Annotated in this window: 22 protein-coding genes and 1 tRNA gene; 8 read left to right on the forward strand and 15 right to left on the reverse strand. The window is 69.7% G+C overall.

Annotated features, from left to right (window positions below; translation table 11 throughout):
* Window positions 1-175 precede the first annotated feature (175 nt).
* The 3 genes from AB0J97_RS33105 to rlmB form a co-directional block, all read right to left on the reverse strand.
* A complete protein-coding gene (locus AB0J97_RS33105) occupies window positions 176-793 on the reverse strand; it encodes a DUF6461 domain-containing protein (RefSeq protein ID WP_364095995.1) in 618 nt (205 codons plus the stop codon).
* A 139-nt stretch (window positions 794-932) separates the two neighbouring features.
* Window positions 933-1,005, reverse strand: a tRNA-Thr gene (locus tag AB0J97_RS33110).
* Between the two features lie 20 nt (window positions 1,006-1,025).
* Entirely contained in the window at window positions 1,026-1,994 is a 969-nt protein-coding gene (rlmB, locus tag AB0J97_RS33115) for a 23S rRNA (guanosine(2251)-2'-O)-methyltransferase RlmB (RefSeq protein ID WP_364095998.1), read from the reverse strand.
* 150 nt (window positions 1,995-2,144) lie between these two features.
* Here rlmB and AB0J97_RS33120 point away from each other — a divergent pair, with 150 nt between their 5' ends.
* Entirely contained in the window at window positions 2,145-2,843 is a 699-nt protein-coding gene (locus AB0J97_RS33120; protein WP_364096001.1) for a class I SAM-dependent methyltransferase, read from the forward strand.
* A 115-nt stretch (window positions 2,844-2,958) separates the two neighbouring features.
* Complete coding sequence (locus AB0J97_RS33125; protein WP_364096004.1) at window positions 2,959-3,291, forward strand: NIPSNAP family protein; 333 nt, start codon at window positions 2,959-2,961, stop codon at window positions 3,289-3,291.
* A 57-nt stretch (window positions 3,292-3,348) separates the two neighbouring features.
* Here the strand turns inward: AB0J97_RS33125 and cysS are convergent, their stop codons facing one another.
* Window positions 3,349-4,740, reverse strand: a complete 1,392-nt coding sequence (gene cysS, locus AB0J97_RS33130; protein ID WP_364096007.1) for a cysteine--tRNA ligase — start codon at window positions 4,738-4,740, stop codon at window positions 3,349-3,351.
* 43 nt (window positions 4,741-4,783) lie between these two features.
* The gene (locus tag AB0J97_RS33135) at window positions 4,784-5,200 is read right to left on the reverse strand and encodes a PPOX class F420-dependent oxidoreductase (RefSeq protein WP_364096010.1); all 417 of its coding nucleotides are present in this window, start codon (window positions 5,198-5,200) and stop codon (window positions 4,784-4,786) included.
* Between the two features lie 29 nt (window positions 5,201-5,229).
* Between AB0J97_RS33135 and AB0J97_RS33140 the strand changes: the two genes are divergently transcribed.
* Window positions 5,230-6,210, forward strand: coding sequence for a DUF2637 domain-containing protein (locus tag AB0J97_RS33140; RefSeq protein ID WP_364096013.1), 981 nt, complete (start codon window positions 5,230-5,232; stop codon window positions 6,208-6,210).
* A 101-nt stretch (window positions 6,211-6,311) separates the two neighbouring features.
* On the opposite strand, the gene AB0J97_RS33145 is transcribed toward AB0J97_RS33140, so the two are convergent.
* The 4 genes from AB0J97_RS33145 to AB0J97_RS33160 form a co-directional block, all read right to left on the reverse strand.
* Entirely contained in the window at window positions 6,312-6,581 is a 270-nt protein-coding gene (locus tag AB0J97_RS33145; protein WP_352355438.1) for a GlsB/YeaQ/YmgE family stress response membrane protein, read from the reverse strand.
* Window positions 6,582-6,679: 98 nt separating this feature from the next.
* Complete coding sequence (locus AB0J97_RS33150) at window positions 6,680-6,967, reverse strand: GlsB/YeaQ/YmgE family stress response membrane protein (RefSeq protein ID WP_364096016.1); 288 nt, start codon at window positions 6,965-6,967, stop codon at window positions 6,680-6,682.
* Between the two features lie 184 nt (window positions 6,968-7,151).
* A complete protein-coding gene (ispF, locus tag AB0J97_RS33155) occupies window positions 7,152-7,622 on the reverse strand; it encodes a 2-C-methyl-D-erythritol 2,4-cyclodiphosphate synthase (RefSeq protein WP_357706244.1) in 471 nt (156 codons plus the stop codon).
* 17 nt (window positions 7,623-7,639) lie between these two features.
* Entirely contained in the window at window positions 7,640-8,122 is a 483-nt protein-coding gene (locus AB0J97_RS33160) for a CarD family transcriptional regulator (RefSeq protein WP_020544658.1), read from the reverse strand.
* A 250-nt stretch (window positions 8,123-8,372) separates the two neighbouring features.
* On the opposite strand from AB0J97_RS33160, the gene AB0J97_RS33165 reads away from it, so the two are divergent.
* On the forward strand, window positions 8,373-8,954 hold the full coding sequence (locus AB0J97_RS33165; RefSeq protein WP_357706243.1) for a copper chaperone PCu(A)C: 582 nt from the start codon (window positions 8,373-8,375) through the stop codon (window positions 8,952-8,954).
* A 55-nt stretch (window positions 8,955-9,009) separates the two neighbouring features.
* On the opposite strand, the gene AB0J97_RS33170 is transcribed toward AB0J97_RS33165, so the two are convergent.
* Together AB0J97_RS33170 and AB0J97_RS33175 are read right to left on the reverse strand one after the other, a co-directional pair.
* Entirely contained in the window at window positions 9,010-9,702 is a 693-nt protein-coding gene (locus AB0J97_RS33170; protein ID WP_357706242.1) for a response regulator transcription factor, read from the reverse strand.
* Entirely contained in the window at window positions 9,699-10,880 is a 1,182-nt protein-coding gene (locus AB0J97_RS33175) for an ATP-binding protein (RefSeq protein WP_364096021.1), read from the reverse strand. The genes AB0J97_RS33170 and AB0J97_RS33175 overlap by 4 nt, the downstream gene beginning before the upstream one ends.
* Window positions 10,881-11,003: 123 nt before the next feature.
* On the opposite strand from AB0J97_RS33175, the gene phoU reads away from it, so the two are divergent.
* The gene (gene phoU / locus AB0J97_RS33180) at window positions 11,004-11,648 is read left to right on the forward strand and encodes a phosphate signaling complex protein PhoU (protein WP_357706240.1); all 645 of its coding nucleotides are present in this window, start codon (window positions 11,004-11,006) and stop codon (window positions 11,646-11,648) included.
* 191 nt (window positions 11,649-11,839) lie between these two features.
* Window positions 11,840-12,574, forward strand: a complete 735-nt coding sequence (locus AB0J97_RS33185) for a class I SAM-dependent methyltransferase (RefSeq protein ID WP_364096025.1) — start codon at window positions 11,840-11,842, stop codon at window positions 12,572-12,574.
* Window positions 12,575-13,260: 686 nt separating this feature from the next.
* Here AB0J97_RS33185 and AB0J97_RS33190 read toward each other — a convergent pair.
* The 3 genes from AB0J97_RS33190 to mshA are packed head-to-tail and all read right to left on the reverse strand — an operon-like array spanning window position 13,261 to window position 15,843.
* Window positions 13,261-14,004: a phosphoglyceromutase gene (locus AB0J97_RS33190; RefSeq protein ID WP_357706238.1), complete on the reverse strand. Its 744-nt coding sequence runs from the start codon at window positions 14,002-14,004 to the stop codon at window positions 13,261-13,263.
* A 38-nt stretch (window positions 14,005-14,042) separates the two neighbouring features.
* Window positions 14,043-14,522 carry a YbjN domain-containing protein gene (locus AB0J97_RS33195; RefSeq protein WP_357706237.1) on the reverse strand — a complete coding sequence of 160 codons (480 nt, stop codon included), beginning with the start codon at window positions 14,520-14,522 and terminating at the stop codon, window positions 14,043-14,045.
* Window positions 14,523-14,565: 43 nt separating this feature from the next.
* Entirely contained in the window at window positions 14,566-15,843 is a 1,278-nt protein-coding gene (gene mshA, locus AB0J97_RS33200; protein ID WP_357706236.1) for a D-inositol-3-phosphate glycosyltransferase, read from the reverse strand.
* Between the two features lie 93 nt (window positions 15,844-15,936).
* On the opposite strand from mshA, the gene AB0J97_RS33205 reads away from it, so the two are divergent.
* Window positions 15,937-16,683, forward strand: coding sequence for an SDR family NAD(P)-dependent oxidoreductase (locus AB0J97_RS33205; RefSeq protein ID WP_357706235.1), 747 nt, complete (start codon window positions 15,937-15,939; stop codon window positions 16,681-16,683).
* 5 nt (window positions 16,684-16,688) lie between these two features.
* Window positions 16,689-17,480 (forward strand): class I SAM-dependent methyltransferase, encoded by a 792-nt coding sequence (locus AB0J97_RS33210; RefSeq protein WP_357706234.1) that lies wholly within the window; start codon window positions 16,689-16,691, stop codon window positions 17,478-17,480.
* Window positions 17,481-17,508: 28 nt separating this feature from the next.
* Here the strand turns inward: AB0J97_RS33210 and AB0J97_RS33215 are convergent, their stop codons facing one another.
* Window positions 17,509-18,018 carry an O-acetyl-ADP-ribose deacetylase gene (locus AB0J97_RS33215; RefSeq protein WP_364096031.1) on the reverse strand — a complete coding sequence of 170 codons (510 nt, stop codon included), beginning with the start codon at window positions 18,016-18,018 and terminating at the stop codon, window positions 17,509-17,511.
* Between the last annotated feature and the right edge of the window lie 37 nt (window positions 18,019-18,055).

Consider the following 18,055-nt stretch of genomic DNA (forward strand, 5'->3'; position numbering starts at 1 on the left):
TCATGTGATCAGGTAAGTCGGCGTTGCTGTACGGGTTGCTGTACAGCAACCATCACCCATCGACGTTCTCAGCAGGAGGGCTGGACTGCTGCACGTAGGACGCAAGCCTCAATACCGGCCAGCCCAGCTCATGACACCACCAGCAGGACCCTCCCCGCATGAGGGTCCTGCTCGCCTATCGGCCCCTCAGGAAGGACGGCGCCTCGCTAACCCACTCCTCGCTCAGCCTCGCTCCTGTGGCGAGTTCGATGGCGGTCAGAGCAGCCGCCCGCCAGCTTTCCCCCTTCTCCCAATCGAAGTAGCGAAGGATGGCCTGCACCTCCGGCCACCGATCCCAACCTGGCCGCCCTGTTGCTCCCTCGGCGTACATGGCGTCAAAGGAGAACACCATCTCGCCGTCAACGGCGAAGCCGATCGAATTGGTGGCGTTGACGTTCCAGTAGGCGCTGTAGGCTCGTCCATTCGTGCTCAGCCGGGGGAGAACCGGCGGAAAGACACTCTGATATCCGTTGCACTCGAAAAGCGCGACGTGCCGATCCGAACGATCGACGAGCATCCCCCAGGGCGCGTCATCGGACAGATTGATGAACACCTCCTCATGCTCGAAGGTGTTCGTCTCGTGGATCTCGTACTGTCCCGTTCCGCTCACCCGTTCACCGATCTCCGCAAGACTCAACGCAGATCCGTCGTGGGGCACGAACACCGTCCAGCAGATGGCTTCTCCCATCCAGCTGCCATCGAGCAACCGCCTGTAATGCAGGTATGCCTCGCGCGCAACCTCATCATCAACCACGCTGACCTCCATCGACCATGGCGAAGGGAAGATCGTCGCAGGAAGGACCGACAGAAGTCGGAGAGGTTGCTGTACGAAGCTGCTGTACGGAGATCACAAAGGCCCTCCGGGATCATCCCGAAGGGCCTTTGAGCTGCAGAGCCGACGAGGGGAATCGAACCCCTGACCTTCTGTTTACAAGACAGATGCTCTGCCGATTGAGCTACGTCGGCACGGCCTACCAGTGTAGACGCTAGCGGCGCCTGTGACGAGCGACCTCGTACAGTGCCACACCGGCGGCGACTCCCGCGTTGAGGGATTCAGCCGCGGCCTGCATCGGGATGCGGACGACCACGTCGCACTGCTCTCGTACCAGCCGCCCGAGGCCCTTGCCCTCGGAGCCCACCACGACCACGAGCGGCTCGGCGAGGAGGTCGGCGTCGCCGATGTCGATCTTTCCGGCGCCGTCGAGGCCGACGATGAAGAGCCCGGCTTCGCGGTATTCGCGGAGGGCGGCCGTCAGGTTGGAGGCGCGGGCGACGCGGAGCGTGGCGAGGGTGCCGGCTGAGGTCTTCCAGGCGCCACCCGTCACACCGGCCGAGCGGCGGGACGGGATGAGCAGGCCATGCGCGCCGAAAGCGGTCGCGGAGCGGGCGATGGCGCCCAGGTTGCGCGGGTCGGTGACCGAGTCGAGCGCCACGATCAGCGGGACCTCGGCCGCGTCCTGGGCGAGTTCGACCAGCTCGGACGGGTGGGCGTAGTCGTAGGCCGGGATCTGGAGCGCGATGCCCTGGTGGACGGCGCCCTCGGTCAGCCGGTCGAGCTTGTCGCGGGAAACTTCGAGCAGCGCGATGCCGCGCTCCGCCGCGATCTTGATGGAGTCGCGGACGCGGTCGTCGTTCTCGACGCGCTGGGCGACGTAGAGGGCGTTGGCGGGCACGCCGGCCTGCAGCGCCTCCAGCACCGGGTTGCGGCCGCCGACGTATTCGGGGGCGTCCTCGGAACGCTTCTGCCGGACCGGGCCGCTGCCCGGACGGCGCGTGTCGCCGCGCTCTTCCCTGGCGATGCGCTCGGCCCTGGCCTTGTCCTTGAACCAGTGGCGCGCCTCGGCAGGCGGCGTCGCACCCCTGCCCTCGAGCGACCGGCGCTTCTGGCCCCCGGTGCCCTTGGACGGGCCTTTCTTCTTCGCGGGCCTGCCCGATCCCCTACCGCCTGCTGCCATGCCATCAAGGGTATCGGCCCGCCGGCCCACCCGATCCCGCCGACCATGGCCCGCCCGATCCGACGCGCTTCCTGACGCGAACCGCCACGAATCACCATGACCCCCGCAAGCACCACCACCCGCCCCGAACGCGAGTTATCGTCCTTGGCCATGACTGAGTCCGCCTACCTCCACACCACCCGGACGGCCTATGACACCGTCGCCCCCGAATACGCCGAACTGCTCAGGAACGAACTTGACGGCAAGCCCCTCGACCGGGCCATGCTGGCGGCGTTCGCCGAGCACGTGCAGGGACCGGACGCCGGAGAGGTGGCGGACCTCGGCTGCGGTCCGGGCCGCGTCACCGCCCACCTCCATTCCCTCGGGGTGAACGCCTTCGGCATCGACCTGTCCCCGAGGATGATCGACGTCGCCCGCCGGAGCCACCCCGGCCTGCGCTTCGACGTGGGTTCCATGACCGCGCTGGACCTGGCGGACGCGTCCTCGGCCGGCGCCGTCGCCTGGTACTCGACCGTCCACACCCCGCCGGAGCTGCTGCCGACGGTGTTCGCCGAGATCCACCGGGTCCTGGTCCCGGGCGGCCATCTACTGATCGCGTTCAAGGTCGGCGACGAGCGCCGCCACCTCAGCCGGGGCTACGGGCACGAGCTGTCGCTGGACGTCTACTGGACGCCCCCCGAGCTCGTCGCCGACCTCCTCGCCAAGGCCGGACTGTCGCTGTACGCCCAGCTCATCCGCGAACCCGACGACAGCGAGAAGCCCCGCTCAGGCCGGCAGGCCTTCTTCCTGGCCCACAAGCCTGAGAACTCCCCGGCCCACAAGCCCGAAGCCTCCGACCCCCGCTCCTAGCGGAAGACCTTCGCCCACGCCGTCGAACACTGACAGAGGGTGTCAGCGACCGCAGGTAGCGTGCCAGCCGTCCTCCCGCATGCATACCGACCGTCGCCCTCGAAGGAACGCAGACATGATCCTGGAGATCCGCACCTACCGCCTCAAGCCCGGCACAGGCGAAGAATTCCTCCGGGTCATGCGCGACGAAGCGCTCCCGCTCCTGGCGAAGGCCGGTATCGACGTGGTGGCCCACGGCGCCTCCCTCGTGGACGAGGACGGCCACGAGGAGGCGTACCTGATCCGCACGTTCCCCACGAAAGAGGCCCGCGACGAGCAGGAGGACGCCTTCTACGGCAGCGCCGAATGGCATCAGGGCCCGCGTGAGGGCATCGTCTCGCGCATCGACGGCTATCACACGATCGTGATGGAGGCGACCGACGCCGCCGTCACGGCCCTGCGCCGCTGACGGCTCCGGATCGACGGCGGGCGCCGAAGGAGCCCGCCGTCGAGAACCGGCGGAAGGTCAGCGGGCCAGCTCCCAGCGGGCCCCGTGCGGCGTGTCCTCGACCGTGATGCCCGCGTCGGTGAGCTGGTCGCGGATCGCGTCGGCAGCCGCGTAGTCCTTACGGGCCCGCGCGGCCTTGCGCTGCTCCAGGGCCACCGCGACCAGCGCGTCGACCACCGGCGACAGGTCGGAGCCGGCCCCGCGCCACTGCGGCGAGCGAGGGTCGAGGCCGAGCACGTCGAGCATGTTCTGGGTCTCGGCGAGGAGCCGGGCGATGGCTTCCTTGTCGCCCCGCGCCAGCGCCACGTTGCCCTCGCGCACCACCTCGTGCACCACGGCGAGCGCCTGCGGCGTGCCGAGGTCGTCGTCGAGCGCGTCGGCGAACGCCTGCGGAAGGGGCGCGTCGGCGTCGACGTCGTGGATCACCTCGGCGGCGCGGGTGACGAAGCCCTCGATCCGCTGGTACGCCGCCGCGGCCTCCAGCAACGCCTCCTCGGAGTACTCGATCGAGGAACGGTAGTGCGGCGCGGCCAGGTAGTAGCGCAGCTCCACCGGACGCACCTTCTGCACCATCTCGGGGATCAGCAGCGAGTTGCCGAGCGACTTGCTCATCTTCTCGGCGCCGATCTTGAGCATGCCGTTGTGCATCCAGTAGCGGGCGAAGCCGTCGCCGGCCGCCTGCGACTGGGCGATCTCGTTCTCGTGGTGCGGGAAGATCAGGTCGATGCCGCCGCCGTGGATGTCGAACGTCGGCCCGAGGTACTTGGTGGCCATCGCCGAGCACTCCAGGTGCCAGCCGGGACGCCCGAGCCCCCACGGCGTGGGCCAGGTCGGCTCGCCCGGCTTGGCGCCCTTCCACAGGGCGAAGTCGCGCGGGTCGCGCTTGCACGTCTCGTCGTCGGTGTCGGCCGCGGCCCGCATGTTCTCCAGCTTCTGGTTGGAGAGCTTGCCGTAGTGGTCGGCGTAGGACTGGACGCTGAAGTAGACGTCGCCGCCCGAGGCGTAGGCGTGGCCGCGCTCGATCAGCCGCTCCATCAGCGTGATCATCTCGGGCACGTGGCCGGTCGCCCGCGGCTCGACGGTGGGCGGCAGGCAGCCGAGCGTGTCGTAGGCCCAGGTGAAAGCCCGCTGGTTGCGCTCGGCGACCACGAACCAGGGCACGGACTCCGAAGCCGACACCCTGATGATCTTGTCATCGATGTCGGTGACGTTGCGGCAGAACGTGACGTCGTATCCGGAGCGGGTGAGCCAGCGCCTGAGCACGTCGAAGTTCACGCCCGAGCGGATGTGCCCGATGTGCGGAGGAGCCTGCACGGTCGCCCCACACAGGTAAATCGACGCCCGGCCGGCTTCGACCGGAACGAATTCACGGATGGCGCGCGTGCTGGTGTCGTAGATGTGCAGGCTCACAAAAGAAAGGCTAACGCCTCGGAGGCCCTTGTAGGCCGATTACTCAGCCTCGCAGCGTGACCTTGTCCGGACGGATCCGGATGATCAGCCGCTCGGTGCCCGGCTTGTCCGTCCAGGGGCCGCCTGTGTACTTCTGGGCCAGCTCCTGGATCAGCGCGCCCTCGGGGTCCTCCTCGATCGTCACCCGGCCGCGCACCTCCAGGTAGCGGTAGGGGTTGCCGGGGTCGATGACCAGCAGGCTCGTACGCGGGTCGCGCTCGAAGTTGCGCGGCTTCACCCGCCCCCGGACGGTCGAGAACAGCACCTCGTCGCCGTCCGTGCGCACCCACACCACGGTCGACTGCGGCCCGCCGTCGGGGTTGATACTGGTCACCGTCGCATGGTTCGGGGCATCAAGGAGTTCGCGCGCTTCTTCCGGCAGCTCGGGCATGTGTCTCCCTCGATCGGTCTTGATCCCCATTCTTCTGTAGTCTCGAAGGCGCCATGGACGTGACTCCCCCCTCTACGCTCCGTCGCCTGGGCATCGCCCTGGCGGGGCTCGCGGTGGCCGCTCTTACCGGAGCCGCCTGCGCGCTGTCCTTCGACGATCTGCGTGCGCTGGCCATCACCGGCGAGGCGCGGCAGGACCTCGCCTTCCTCTACCCGGCCGCCTTCGACGCGCTGCTCGTGGTCGCGCTGCTCGGCGTGCTGCTGCTGCGGCCCGCCCGGCCGCTGGTGCGGGCGCAGGCCGCCACCGTGCTGGTCCTGCTCATCGTGGCCGCCGCGGCGGCCAACGTGGCGACCGCGCTGCGGTTCACCTTCGACGCGCGCCAGGTGGCCGTGGGCGTGGCCCTGGCCCCCTGGGTCATGCTGGCCCTGGCCCTGTGGCTCTGGCTGCTGCTGATCAAGCACGTCCAGGCGCACCGGGGTGCGGCGCGCGAGGAGGACGAGGACGACCTCGTGCCCTTCCATCCGGGCCGGGCGGCCGACACACCGCCGCCGCTCGTGACGGAGGCGCCTCCGCCCGTGCTGGAGCCCACGCCGCTGGTCGGGCCCACGGCCGCGCCGGAGACGCCGCCGGTCCCGGCCCAGGTGTCCGAGTGGCGGGCCTTACCGCAAGAACCGGAGCCGGAGCCGGAGCCGGAGCCCGAGCCCGAGCCGGAGCCGGAGCCGGAGCCCGAACCCGCGCCCGAGCCCGAACCCGAACCCGAGCCGCTGAAGCGGCCGGTCCGGTGGGGCGACCGGGTCAAGCCGACCGACGTCCTGGTCCACCCGCGCACCGGCACGCGCGACGTCGACACCCGTGACGTCGACACCCAGCCCGTCCCCGTGATCGAGGACGACCTCGGCGACCGTCCGGCCGACGACGGGCCCCAGACGCGCCACAGCGACTCTGAGGACACCGCGCCGCACCCGGTGGTCCACGAGGACACCCGGGCCCCGTCCGGCCGCCTGCGCAGCACTCCGCGCCCGCCGGACCCCGAGGAATGAGCCAGGGCGCCGACCGACGCCCCGAAAACTGAGAGGCCCGTCCGGGATCATCCCGGACGGGCCGTTTCGTGTACGTCTATCTCGTCTGCCCCGCGCCTGCGCTAGACCCTGGAGCCGCGCCGCAGTCCGGCGACCAGGCCGACACCGACGACCGCCAGGACGACCTGCATCACCAGCTCGATCCAGTCGATGCCGGGGGTCGTCTCGACGCCGAGGACCTGGGCGATGAGCGTGCCCAGCAGGGCGGCGACGATGCCGACGACGATGGTGAGGATCCACCCGATGGCCTGCCTGCCGGGAAGCAGCAGGCGACCGATTGCGCCGATGACGGCGCCAATCACGATGGCGCCAAGGATGGACTGAATGGTCATGACACGAAACCTCCCCGTGAGGGTGAGCCGTTCACTCTCACGGGGTGCTTCGCTACCCGATCGCCGGCGATTATGCGCCGGCTTTACGAATGACCAGGTCAGGTCGTGGTTCGCCCGCTGCGTCCGCCGCGTCCGGCGCCCAGCCGCGTCACCAGGAGTACGCCGACCACCGCCAGCACGAGCTGGAGTATGTGTTCGAGCCAGTCGATGCCTTTGGTGTCGGCCCAGCCGAACGCCTGTGCGATCAGCGTGCCGATCAGCGCGGCCACGATACCGACAATGAGCGTCAGGCCGATGGACATGTTCTGCCTGCCGGGCACTATCAGCCGGGCCAGCGCACCGACGATTGCGCCGATGACTACTGCGGAAACGATCGCGCCGATCATGTGTAGCTCCCCCCGAGACGTTCACATGTCTTAGAGGTGGACATACCCGACACCTGGGAAAACTACCCCCGGAAGGCGGCGGTCCGTACCGCGCCAGTGACGAACCGCCGCCCCCACAGTTGGCGGGTTCGGCGACGACCCGCCGGGACACCCTCACGTATCCCACACATATGACGCGGAACGCCTAGGAAAGGTTGGCCACGACAGCCGTCGCGATGGCGGCGATCCCCTCGCCGCGCCCGGTGAGCCCGAGCCCGTCGGTAGTGGTGGCCGAGACGCTCACAGGCGCCCCCACGGCGCCGCTGAGCGCCAGCTCGGCCTCGGTACGCCGAGGAGCCATCTTGGGACGGTTGCCGATCACCTGGACGGCCACGTTGCCGATCTCGAAGCCCGCCGCGCGCACCTGGCGGGCGGTCTCCTCCAGCAGCGTGACCCCTGAAGCCCCCGCCCAGCGAGGGTCGGACGTGCCGAACAGCCCGCCCAGGTCGCCCAGGCCGGCCGCGGACAGCAGCGCGTCGCAGGCGGCATGCGCGGCGACGTCGCCGTCGGAATGGCCGTCGAGCCCGATCTCCGTCGGCCAGTGAAGGCCGGCGAGGCTGAGCTCACGCCCCGAGTCGGCAGAAGCGAACGGGTGGACGTCGACTCCGACGCCCACCCGTGGAAGATTCGTGTTCAGGAGTTGAGAACCTCGTCGAGCAGGGCCTCAGCCTTGTCCTCGTTGGTCTTCTCGGCGAGCGCGAGCTCGCTGACCAGAATCTGACGAGCCTTCGCGAGCATGCGCTTCTCACCCGCTGACAGGCCGCGCTCGCGGTCGCGACGCCACAGGTCGCGAACCACCTCCGCAACCTTGTTCACATCGCCGGACGCGAGCTTCTCCAGGTTCGCCTTGTAACGGCGCGACCAGTTGGTCGGCTCTTCCGTGTGCGGCATCCGAAGAACATCGAAAACCCGCTCAAGGCCTTCCTGGCCGACGACGTCGCGCACACCGACGAGTTCCGCGTTTTCTGCTGGCACCTGGACGGTAAGGTCGCCCTTGTCGACCTTGAGCACCAGGTAGGTCTTTTCCTCACCCTTGATGGATCGCGTCGTGATTGCTTCGATCCGAGCAGCCCCATGGTGGGGGTAGACGACAGTGTCGCCGACCTGGAAAGTCATGTGACAAGTACCCCTTCCGCTGTACTCCAGGGTACCACGCGTCCACAGGCTCCCGGAACAGTGAAATCCTCATAACTGCAGGTCAAAGCCGCATATTGGGGCTTGACAAGTCCTCGACTGTATGAATCGCATTTCCGGACATAGCGAATGACCTGCAGGGGTGCGGATATGACCATGGATTCAGGTGGATATGGTAGGCGCTGCCCAACACGCATGCGCCTTACCGCGCAAGACCAAGGAGAACCCGCACGTGACCAGCCGTCGCTGGATTGTCGTAGCCGCCGCGTTCTTGGCAGCCCCCGTGCTCGCGGGCTGCGGGGCAGGATTCGACGCCAACACCAACAAGCCGTACGCCCCTAACGAGGCGGTCGCACTCATCGACCAGGGTGCTTATGGCACGCGCGGCATTCACATCCCGCAGGCGTTCATCCTCGGCCCCGACTCCGGCGCCCAGCTCGCCTGGCGTGGTTCGGCCCCGATCTACCTGAACATCCTCAACACCGCGAACGCCGCCGACACCCTCCAGGCCGTCTCCGCGGGCTCGGTCGGGGCCGTGAAGGTCGCCACGCCGATCCAGCTTCCCCCGAACCAGCTCGTCAACACCGGCAAGCCGCAGCCGCAGCTGATGCTGGAGGGCATCTCCACGAGCCTCAGAGGCGGCGAGAGCATCCGCCTGGACCTCCAGTTCGCCAACGCCGGGACAGTGTCCCTGACCGTCCCTGTGGTCACGCGCAGCCGTGAGTTCAAGGACTACCCCGCCGCCCCCAACGCCACCCCGGCTCCGACGCCCTCGGCGTCCGCCACTCCCGAGGCCACCGAAGAGGCCCACTGACGGCATGAAAAAACCCTTGTTCTGGTACGAACCCACGTACCAGAACAAGGGTCGTTCATTCCTCGGCGGCGTCGAACTTGTAGCCCAGGCCGCGCACGGTGAGGATGCAGCGCGGGTTGGACGGGTCCGCCTCGATCTTGGCGCGCAGGCGCTTGACGTGGACGTCGAGGGTCTTGGTGTCGCCCACGTAGTCGGCGCCCCAGACGCGGTCGATGAGCTGGCCGCGGGTGAGCACCCGGCCGGCGTTGCGCAGCAGCACCTCCAGCAGCTCGAACTCCTTCAGCGGCAGCTGCACCTGCTCGCCGCGGACCGCGACGACGTGCCGGTCGACGTCCATGCGCACCGGGCCGACGGCCAGGACGGCGGTCTCCAGCTCCTCCACCACGTCGCCCTGACGGCGCAGCACCGCGCGGATGCGCGCCACCAGCTCCCGCGAGGAGAACGGCTTCGTGACGTAGTCGTCGGCACCCAGCTCCAGGCCCACGACCTTGTCGATCTCGCTGTCCTTGGCGGTCAGCATGATGACCGGCACCTTCGAGCGCTGCCGCAGCGAACGGCACACCTCGGTGCCCGGCAGGCCGGGCAGCATCAGGTCGAGCAGGACGAGGTCGGCGCCGTTACGGTCGAAGGTGTCGAGCGCCTCGGGCCCGGTCGCCGCGACCGACACCTCGAAGCCCTCCTTGCGCAGCATGTAGGACAAGGCGTCGGAGAAGGACTCCTCATCCTCAACCACTAGGACTCTGGTCATTTTGCGGCCTCCAGGGGAATCGAGGGTGGTACTGCCACCGCCGTGCCGCCGAAGGCGGGCAGACGGAGGGTGAAGGTGGAGCCGGAGCCTTCCTTGCTCCAGACGGACACCTCGCCCGCGTGGGCCGCGGCGACGTGCTTGACGATGGCCAGGCCGAGCCCGGTGCCGCCGGTCGCCCGTGATCTGGCCGCGTCTACGCGGAAGAAGCGCTCGAAGATGCGCTCCAGAGACTCCTCGGGGATGCCGATGCCCTGGTCGCTGACGCTGATCTCGACGGAGTCGCCGGCCGGACGGACGCTGACCACGACCCGCGTGTGCTCGGGACTGTAGGCGACGGCGTTGTCGATGAGGTTGCGCAGGGCGGTGACGAGCAGCTCGTCGTCCCCCCAGATGCGCAGCCCCTCGGTGCCGCCGGTGACCAGCGTGATGTCCTTGGCCACCGCCTTGGTGTTGCAGTGGTCTATGGCGTCGTGGATGGCCTCGTCGATGGCGACCTGGCCCGGGGTGGGGATGGGTTCGGCGCCCTGGATCCTGCTCAGCGTGATCAGGTCCTGGACCAGGTAGGTGAGCCGGGCGGCCTCGTGCTGCATGCGCCCGGCGAAGCGGGTGACCGCCTCGGGGTCGTCGGCGGCGTCCTGGATGGTCTCGGCCAGCAGGCTCAGCGCGCCCACGGGCGTCTTCAGCTCGTGGCTGACGTTGGCGACGAAGTCGCGGCGCACGGCCTCGACCCTGCGCCGTTCGGTCTGGTCCTCGGCCAGCACCAGCACCTGGCCGTAGGAGCCGAGGGGGGCGACGCGGACGGCGAAGTTCGTCGTCTCCTGGCCGAACTTGTGACCGGCGACGTCGATCTCGCTCTCGCGGATCTCGCCGTCGCGGCGTACCTGTCTCGCCAGTGCGAGCAGCTCCGCGGCCATCAGCCTGTCGCCCTTGACCAGCCCGAACGCGCGCGCGGCCGAGCTGGCGCGCAGCACGCGGTCGTGCGCGTCGAGCACGACGGCGGACGAGGGGAGCACGGCGAGCACGGAGGCCACGCCCTGCGGCAGCGCCGCTCCGGTCTCGACGCCGTCGGCTGAATCGGTCCTCTTCGGAGCCTCGATCTGGTTCCTGTAGAACAGGACCGCCAGGGCTCCCACGACGAACCCGGCCAGGGCCGCGAAGCTCATGGCCATCTCACTCATGCCTCCGATGGTAGGTGGCGAAGTCCAAGGGACAGACCTCTCACCTGCGGATGAACGGCCCTTTCCTGGAAAGTTCATCTCGCAGTAGAGGTTCGTTCATCAAGCGCCACGTACGGTGACGACATGCGCGACGCGTACCATGAAGAACTTGATCTCCTGACGGGCAAGCTGGTCGAGATGACGAGGCTGGTCCGCTCGGCCATCTCCCGTGCCACCACGGCCCTCCTCGACGCCGACCTCCAGCTCGCCGAGAGCGTCATCTCCCGCGACCAGGAGGTGAACGCCATCTTCGCCGACATCGAGACGTCGATCTTCGAGCTGATGGCCAGGCAGCAGCCGGTAGCGGTGGACCTGCGAATGGTCATCACGGCGCTGCGCATGGGCACCGACCTCGAACGCATGGGCGACCTCGCCGTCCATGTGGCCAAGGTGGCCCGGCTGCGGCACCCCGACTCGGCGATTCCGCCCGAGACGCGCTCGACCATCGTGGAAATGGGGCAGATCGCCGAGAACCTGGTCACCAAGGCCGGCAGCTGCGTGGCGTCCAGGGACGTCGAGTCGGCCCTTGAGCTGGAGCAGGACGACGACGCGATGGACCGGCTGCACCGGCGGCTGTTCCGCAACATCCTGGCCAAGGACTGGCAGCACGGGGTGGAGCCCGCGATCGACATCACGCTGATCGGCCGGTACTACGAGCGGTACGCCGACCACGCGGTGCGCGTGGCGGGGGACGTCGTCTACATGGTCACCGGCGCCCGTCCCAGCTAGCCGCTTCCCGAAGCCGGGCGGCACCATCCGGGGGGTGCCGCCCGGCTTCGCCTGCCCTTCGGCGTGGGAGTCACGGGACGCGCGATCCGGCTGGACAAACAGCGGCGAGCGCGCTCAGATACCTGTGAAACGCCCCGCGTCCTGGGGAAAAGCGGGTGCGGCGTGGTCTCCGCCTGTGGCAGGCTCCGCCGGTGAATCGTGAACAGATCTCCCGACTCGCCCATGCGGATCATCCGATCGCGGCTCCGCTCGACGACGACTCGGTGCGCCGCCTTCTGGACCGCGCCCTCCCCCAGGGCGACTCACGCGTGCTCGACCTCGGCTGCGGCGGCGGCGAGTGGCTGCTGCGCGCACTGGGGGCGTACCCCAAACTGCAGGCGGAGGGCGTGGACGTCGCCGAGGGCGCGCTGGCCCACGCCGCGGAGAGCGCGGAGGCGCTCGGCGTCCGGGACCGTCTCGTCCTCCATCGTGAGGACGCCGCCGAGTTCAGCTCCCCGCACGCGTTCGACCTGGTGATCAGCGTCGGGGCGACGCACGCGTTCGGCGGCCTGCTGCCCACGCTCGCGGCGGCGCGCGAGCACCTGGCTCCCGGCGGACGCGTCCTGGTCGGGGAGGGTTTCTGGGCCCGTGAGCCCTCGCCCGAGGCGGTGGAGATGCTGGGCGAGCTCACCGACCTGCCGACCCTGATGGACCGCGTCACCGCCGATGGCTGGATGCCGGTGCACGGCCACATCAGCACGCGCCAGGAGCTCGACGACTACGAATGGGCCTGGACGGGGTCGCTGGCTTCATGGGCTCTGGACAATCCCGACCATCCAGACCGGTGCGAGGCGATCACGACGGCCAACACGCACCGCGCCGAATGGCTGCGCGTCTACCGGGACGTCTTCGGGTTCGTCAGCCTGGTCCTGCGCCCGACGTTCTGATCCCGCGTCCGACGTTCTGGTTGACGAGCGTCTCGCTCTGATCACGTCACGAGACCGCCTGCCCGGCTCCTGCACACATGCCGCCGCGCCAGTTCACCCCAAACCGCGGCGGCCCGGGCGTACGGCCCCCTGGCGGTCTCCTCGTAATCCCCTCGCTCGGCGACCCGCCGTACGAAGAACTGCGCCGCTTCGAAGCACAGGACGTACTCCTCACAACAGGACGCTTCGACCACGCGTACGAGTCCGCGCGAGACGTGGGGCTCCCACATGGGCACGGTCAGACCGTCCCACCTGGAACGCCGGCTTCACCGGGGGAAGGAAGAGGGCAGGAGCGCTCAGCTCTGGCAGAGGTGCTCACATCCCCGAAAGCATAGGCACCTTGGCGCAGAACGGCCCACACATTTCACTGTCCGGCATCAGTGACATAGCTTCCCGCTCCGACGGCCCACTCGCCCACAGCTTCGAGCCCTGCCCTGGATCGGACGTCCGGGCACGTCAAGCCGGCCGTGGCAGCCTGATCCGTCCTGAACCGGCCGTCGGGCGCACCCAGGCCAACGCCGGGGAGCGCGAGGGGACGGGAGTCCCCTCGCACGGGGGTGCGGGGCTTGCCCCCGTAGAAGAGTGCCGCGCAGCGCCCCAGGGCGAAGCCCCTGGCTTGAGGGCCGGGGGCTTGCCCTCGGGACGTGTCAGCGGCCTTGGTTGGCGACTGCTTCGATGGCGGACTTGGCGGCCTCCGGGTCGAGGTAGCGGCCGCCCCGCACCTTCGGCCGGAAGTCGGCGTCCAGCTCGTACGCCAGCGGAATCCCCGTAGGGATGTTGAGCCCCGCGATCTCCTCGTCGCCGATGCCGTCGAGGTGCTTGACCAGCGCCCTGAGGGAGTTGCCGTGCGCGGCCACCAGCACGGTGCGCCCGGCCGCCAGATCGGGCACGATCTCGTCGTACCAGTACGGGAGCATGCGGTCGACGACGTCCTTCAGGCACTCCGTGCGCGGCATGAGCTCCGGCGGAAGGAGGGCGTAGCGGGGGTCGCCGACCTGGGAGTATTCGTCGTCGTCCGCGATGGGCGGCGGCGGCACGTCGTACGAGCGGCGCCAGAGCATGAACTGCTCGTCGCCGAACTCCTCGCGCGTCTGGGCCTTGTTCTTGCCCTGCAGGGCCCCGTAGTGGCGTTCGTTCAGCCGCCAGCTGCGCTTGACCGGGAGCCAGAGCAGGTCGGCCTCGCCGAGGGCGAGCTGGGCCGTCTGGATGGCCCGGGTCATGAGGCTGGTGTGCAGGACGTCCGGCCGCAGACCGGCCTCCTGCAGGAGCCGGCCGCCGCGCCGGGCCTCGTCCTCGCCCTTGGCCGACAGGCTGACGTCCACCCAACCGGTGAACAGGCCCTTCGCGTTCCAGTCGCTCTCACCATGCCGTAGCAGCACCAAAGTCGCCATGCGGCAATCCTATGGCCGCCGTGCCGAGCGGCAGGAGGTCACCGTCCGGGGTCGGCGAAACGGGCGAAGGCCTGCAGGTTGGCCAGGGATTCGCCGCGTTTGGCGCGCCACTCCCACTCCCGCCTGATGGACGAGGCGAAACCCAGCTCCAGAGCCCGGTCGAACCAGTCGTCGGAGTACGTCAGCACGCAGCCGAGCAGCCGGTCGACCTCCTCCTCGCTGACGGCGGCCAGCGGCACCCGGCCGACGAGGTAGACGTCGCCGACGGGGTCGAGGGAGAAGTGCACGCCGTACATGCCGCCGTTCTTGCCGAGGAGCCAGCGGTAGAACTCCTCGTGGTTCTCGTCCGGCTGGCGGCAGAAGAACGCCTCGACGTGCAGCACCCGCTCGCCGACGATCAGCCAGGTCATAGTGGCGAGCTTGTGCTGTCCGGGCAGTTTGACCAGGAACGCCCCAGGCCGCGGCTCGTCGTAGGAGACGTCCGCGGCCTTGAGCGCGGCTTCGACGACATCGCGCATGGGATACAGCTTAGGAGCGCGCGCCGTACGGCCATGAGGCCCGCTAGAAGTTGAGCGCCACGGGCACCTTGTGCAGATTCGCGACGGCGCCCGCGTACACCTCCATGAGCCGTCCCGCCGTCGCCTGCCAGCCGAAGGCGGCCGCGTGCGTACGGGCCCCCCGCGACAACTGCTCACGCCATTCCGGCGTGGTGACCAGACGATGCAGGACACGGGCCCATTCGTCCGGATCGTGCCCGTCCACCAGCACCCCGGAGACACCGTCGTCCACCGCGGTGCGCAGTCCGCCCACCGCCGCCGCGGCGACCGGCGTCCCGCACGCCTGCGACTCCAGGGCCACCAGCCCGAACGACTCGCTGTACGACGGCACCACGGTCACGTCCGCCGCCCGGTACCAGTCGGCCAGTTCCTCCTGCGGAGCCGGCGGCACGAGCCGGACGACGTCGGAGATGCCCAGCTCACCGGCCAGTTCCGTGAGGATGGACGGCCGGGCGAGCCCGTTGCCGGACGGCCCGCCGACGCACGCCACGACCAGGCGGCCGCGCAGCGAGGGGTCGTCGATGAGCATGCGCGAGGCCGCGCGCAGCAGCACGTCGGGGGCCTTGAGCGGCTGGATGCGGCCCACGAACAGCAGGACGCGGGCGTCCTGCGGCAGGTCCAGCCGCTGCCGGGCGGCGCCCTGTGAGGCGGGCTGGAAGACGGTGAGGTTGACGCCGGGGTTCACGACGGCCACGCGCTGCTTGGAGGCGCCGTACAGGTCCATGAGCTCGCGGGCCTCGTCGGCGGTGTTGGCCACGAGGCGGTCGGCGATCTCGACGACCTGTTCCTCGCCCACCACGCGGGCCTGGGGCTCCGGCTTGTCGTCCTGGGCGAGCAGCAGGTTCTTGACCTTGGCCATGGTGTGCATGGTGTGCACGAGCGGCACGCCCCAGCGCTCCTTGGCCAGCCAGCCGACCTGCCCGGACAGCCAGTAGTGGGAGTGGATGACGTCGTAGCGGCCCGGGTCGTACATGGCCTCGGTGCGCAGCACCTCGGACAGGAACGCGCAGAGCTGCCCGGGCAGGTCGGCGCGGTCCATCTCCTCGTACGGCCCGGCCGTCAGGTGGCGCACCAGCACGCCGGGGGCGAGTTCGGCCACGGGCGGCTGGTCGCGGGCGGTGGCCCTGGTGAAGATCTCCACCTCCACGCCGAGTTGCGCCAGTCTCCTGGCCGACTCGACGATGTACACGTTCATGCCACCGGCGTCGCCCGTGCCGGGCTGGTCCAATGGCGATGTGTGCATGCTGATGGTCGCGACCCGGCTGACCCGTCGTCGCCTCACTCGACATCACCTCCAAGCGGAATACAACTATCCAGATTTTTTCGACATTCCCTGCCGCGGTTCGCACCGCGTTCGCCCTGGCAGGATGAGGGCATGCAGAGAACGGCAGTGGTGACCGGGGCGAGCGGCGGGATCGGCGAGGCGACCGCGCGGCGGCTCGCCGCTGAAGGCTATGCGGTGGTGGCGGGCGCACGGCGCCGCGACCGGCTGGACAAGCTGGCCGCGGAGGTGCCCTCGATCAGGCCGGTGACGCTTGACGTGACCTCTCAGGAGTCGGTTGACGCGCTGGTCGGCTCGCTCGACCGCTGCGACGTGCTGGTCAACAACGCCGGTGGCGCGCTCGGCATGGAATCGGTCACGGACGGCCTTCTCGACGACTGGCAGCAGATGTACGACACGAACGTACTCGGCTCCCTACGCATGACCCAGGCACTGATCCCCAAACTCGTGGCGTCCGGCGACGGCGTCCTGGTGATGCTGACCTCGACCGCGGCCCTGGTCTCGTACGAGGGCGGCGGCGGCTACGTCGCGGCCAAGCACGCCCAGTCCGCGATGGCCGAGACGCTCCGCCTTGAGCTGGTCGGGCAGCCGGTCCGGGTGGTCGAGATCGCGCCGGGCATGGTGAGGAGCGAGGGCTTCGCGGTCACCCGCTTCCGCGGCGACGAGACGGCCGCCGCCCGCGTGTACGAGGGCGTCCCCGGCCCGCTGACCTCCGAGGACGTGGCCGACGCCATCGCCTGGTGCGTGACGCGCCCGTCCCACGTCAACATCGACCGCCTGGTGATCAGGCCGCGCGCCCAGGCCGCCCAGCACAAGGTGCACCGCGTCAGCGGTGGCTGAGCCGGATGGCCAGACCGGTCGGCGCGATCACGCGCGGCACGACGTGGCACAACCGGCTGCGCCGGGTCGACCGCTGGACGGCCGCCGTGCACGGCCCGGCCCTGCGCGCCGCCGTCCGCCCGCTCGTCGTCGACCTCGGCTACGGCGCCTCGCACACGACCACGCTTGAGCTGTTCACCCGGCTGCGCGCGGTCGCGCCCGACGTCGAGGTGGTCGGCATCGAGATCGACCCGGCCAGGGTGGCCCTGGCCAAGCCGTACGAGCGGGAGGGGCTGAGCTTCGCGCTCGGCGGCTTCGAGCTGCCCGTCCCCCGCCCGCCGACGCTGGTACGCGCCTTCAACGTGCTGCGCCAGTACGGCGAGGCGGAGGCGTGGCACTACTGGGACGTGCTCTGCGGCAGGCTGGCCCCCGGCGGCGTCCTGGTCGAGGGCACCTCCTCCGAGACCGGACGGCGGGCGATCTGGGTGGGCCTGTCCCCCGACGGCCCGCACACACTGACGTTCTCCGCCCGTTTCGACGCCTTCGAGCGGCCTTCGGACCTGGCCGACCGCCTGCCGAAGACGCTCATCCACCGGAACGTGCCGGGTGAGCGTATCCATGCGTTCCTGCGCGACTTCGACCACGCGTGGGCGGTCAGCGCCCCTTATGGGGTGCACGGGCTGCGGCAGCGCTGGCTGGCGTCCGTACGGCTGCTTGCCGGGCAGTGGCCGGTGGCGGTGCGCCCGCCGCTCGGCGGCCCGGCGAGGTGGCGGCTCGGCGAGCTCACCCTGCCCTGGTCGGCGGTGGACCCGCGCTAGGAGGAGGGCTGCCCGCGGGACACCTCGGCTATGAGGAGAGCTGCCCGCGGAACACCTCGTAGGCCGCGGCGTCGAACAGCACGAACCTGACCTCCTCGACCGACGTCCCGGCCGCGCGCACGGCGGTCACGGCGATGCGCGCGGCGTCGTCGAGCGGCCAGCCGTAGATGCCGGTGGAGATCGCGGGGAAGGCCACCGTCCTGGCGCCCAGCGCGTCCGCCACCCGCAGCGACTCGCGGTGGCAGGCGGCCAGCAGCTCGGAGCGGTCCTGCGACCTGGAGTAGACCGGCCCCACCGTGTGGATCACCCAGTGGGCCGGCAGCAGCCCGGCGGTGGTGGCGACGGCCTGGCCGGTCGGCAGGCCCCCGCCGAGGTGCCCGGCGCGCAACTGCCTGCACTCCGCCAGGATCTCCGGCCCGCCGCGCCGGTGGATGGCGCCGTCGACGCCTCCGCCGCCGAGCAGGGAGGAGTTGGCCGCGTTCACGATCGCGTCGGTCCGCTGCTCGGTGATGTCTCCCTGCACCAACGTGACATTCATCTCACCCAGCCTGCCAGCCGCGGTTCCGCGTCGCCAC

Origin of the sequence: Nonomuraea sp. NPDC049607, from assembly GCF_040675375.1 — a bacterium.
Taxonomy (GTDB): Bacteria; Actinomycetota; Actinomycetes; order Streptosporangiales; family Streptosporangiaceae; genus Nonomuraea.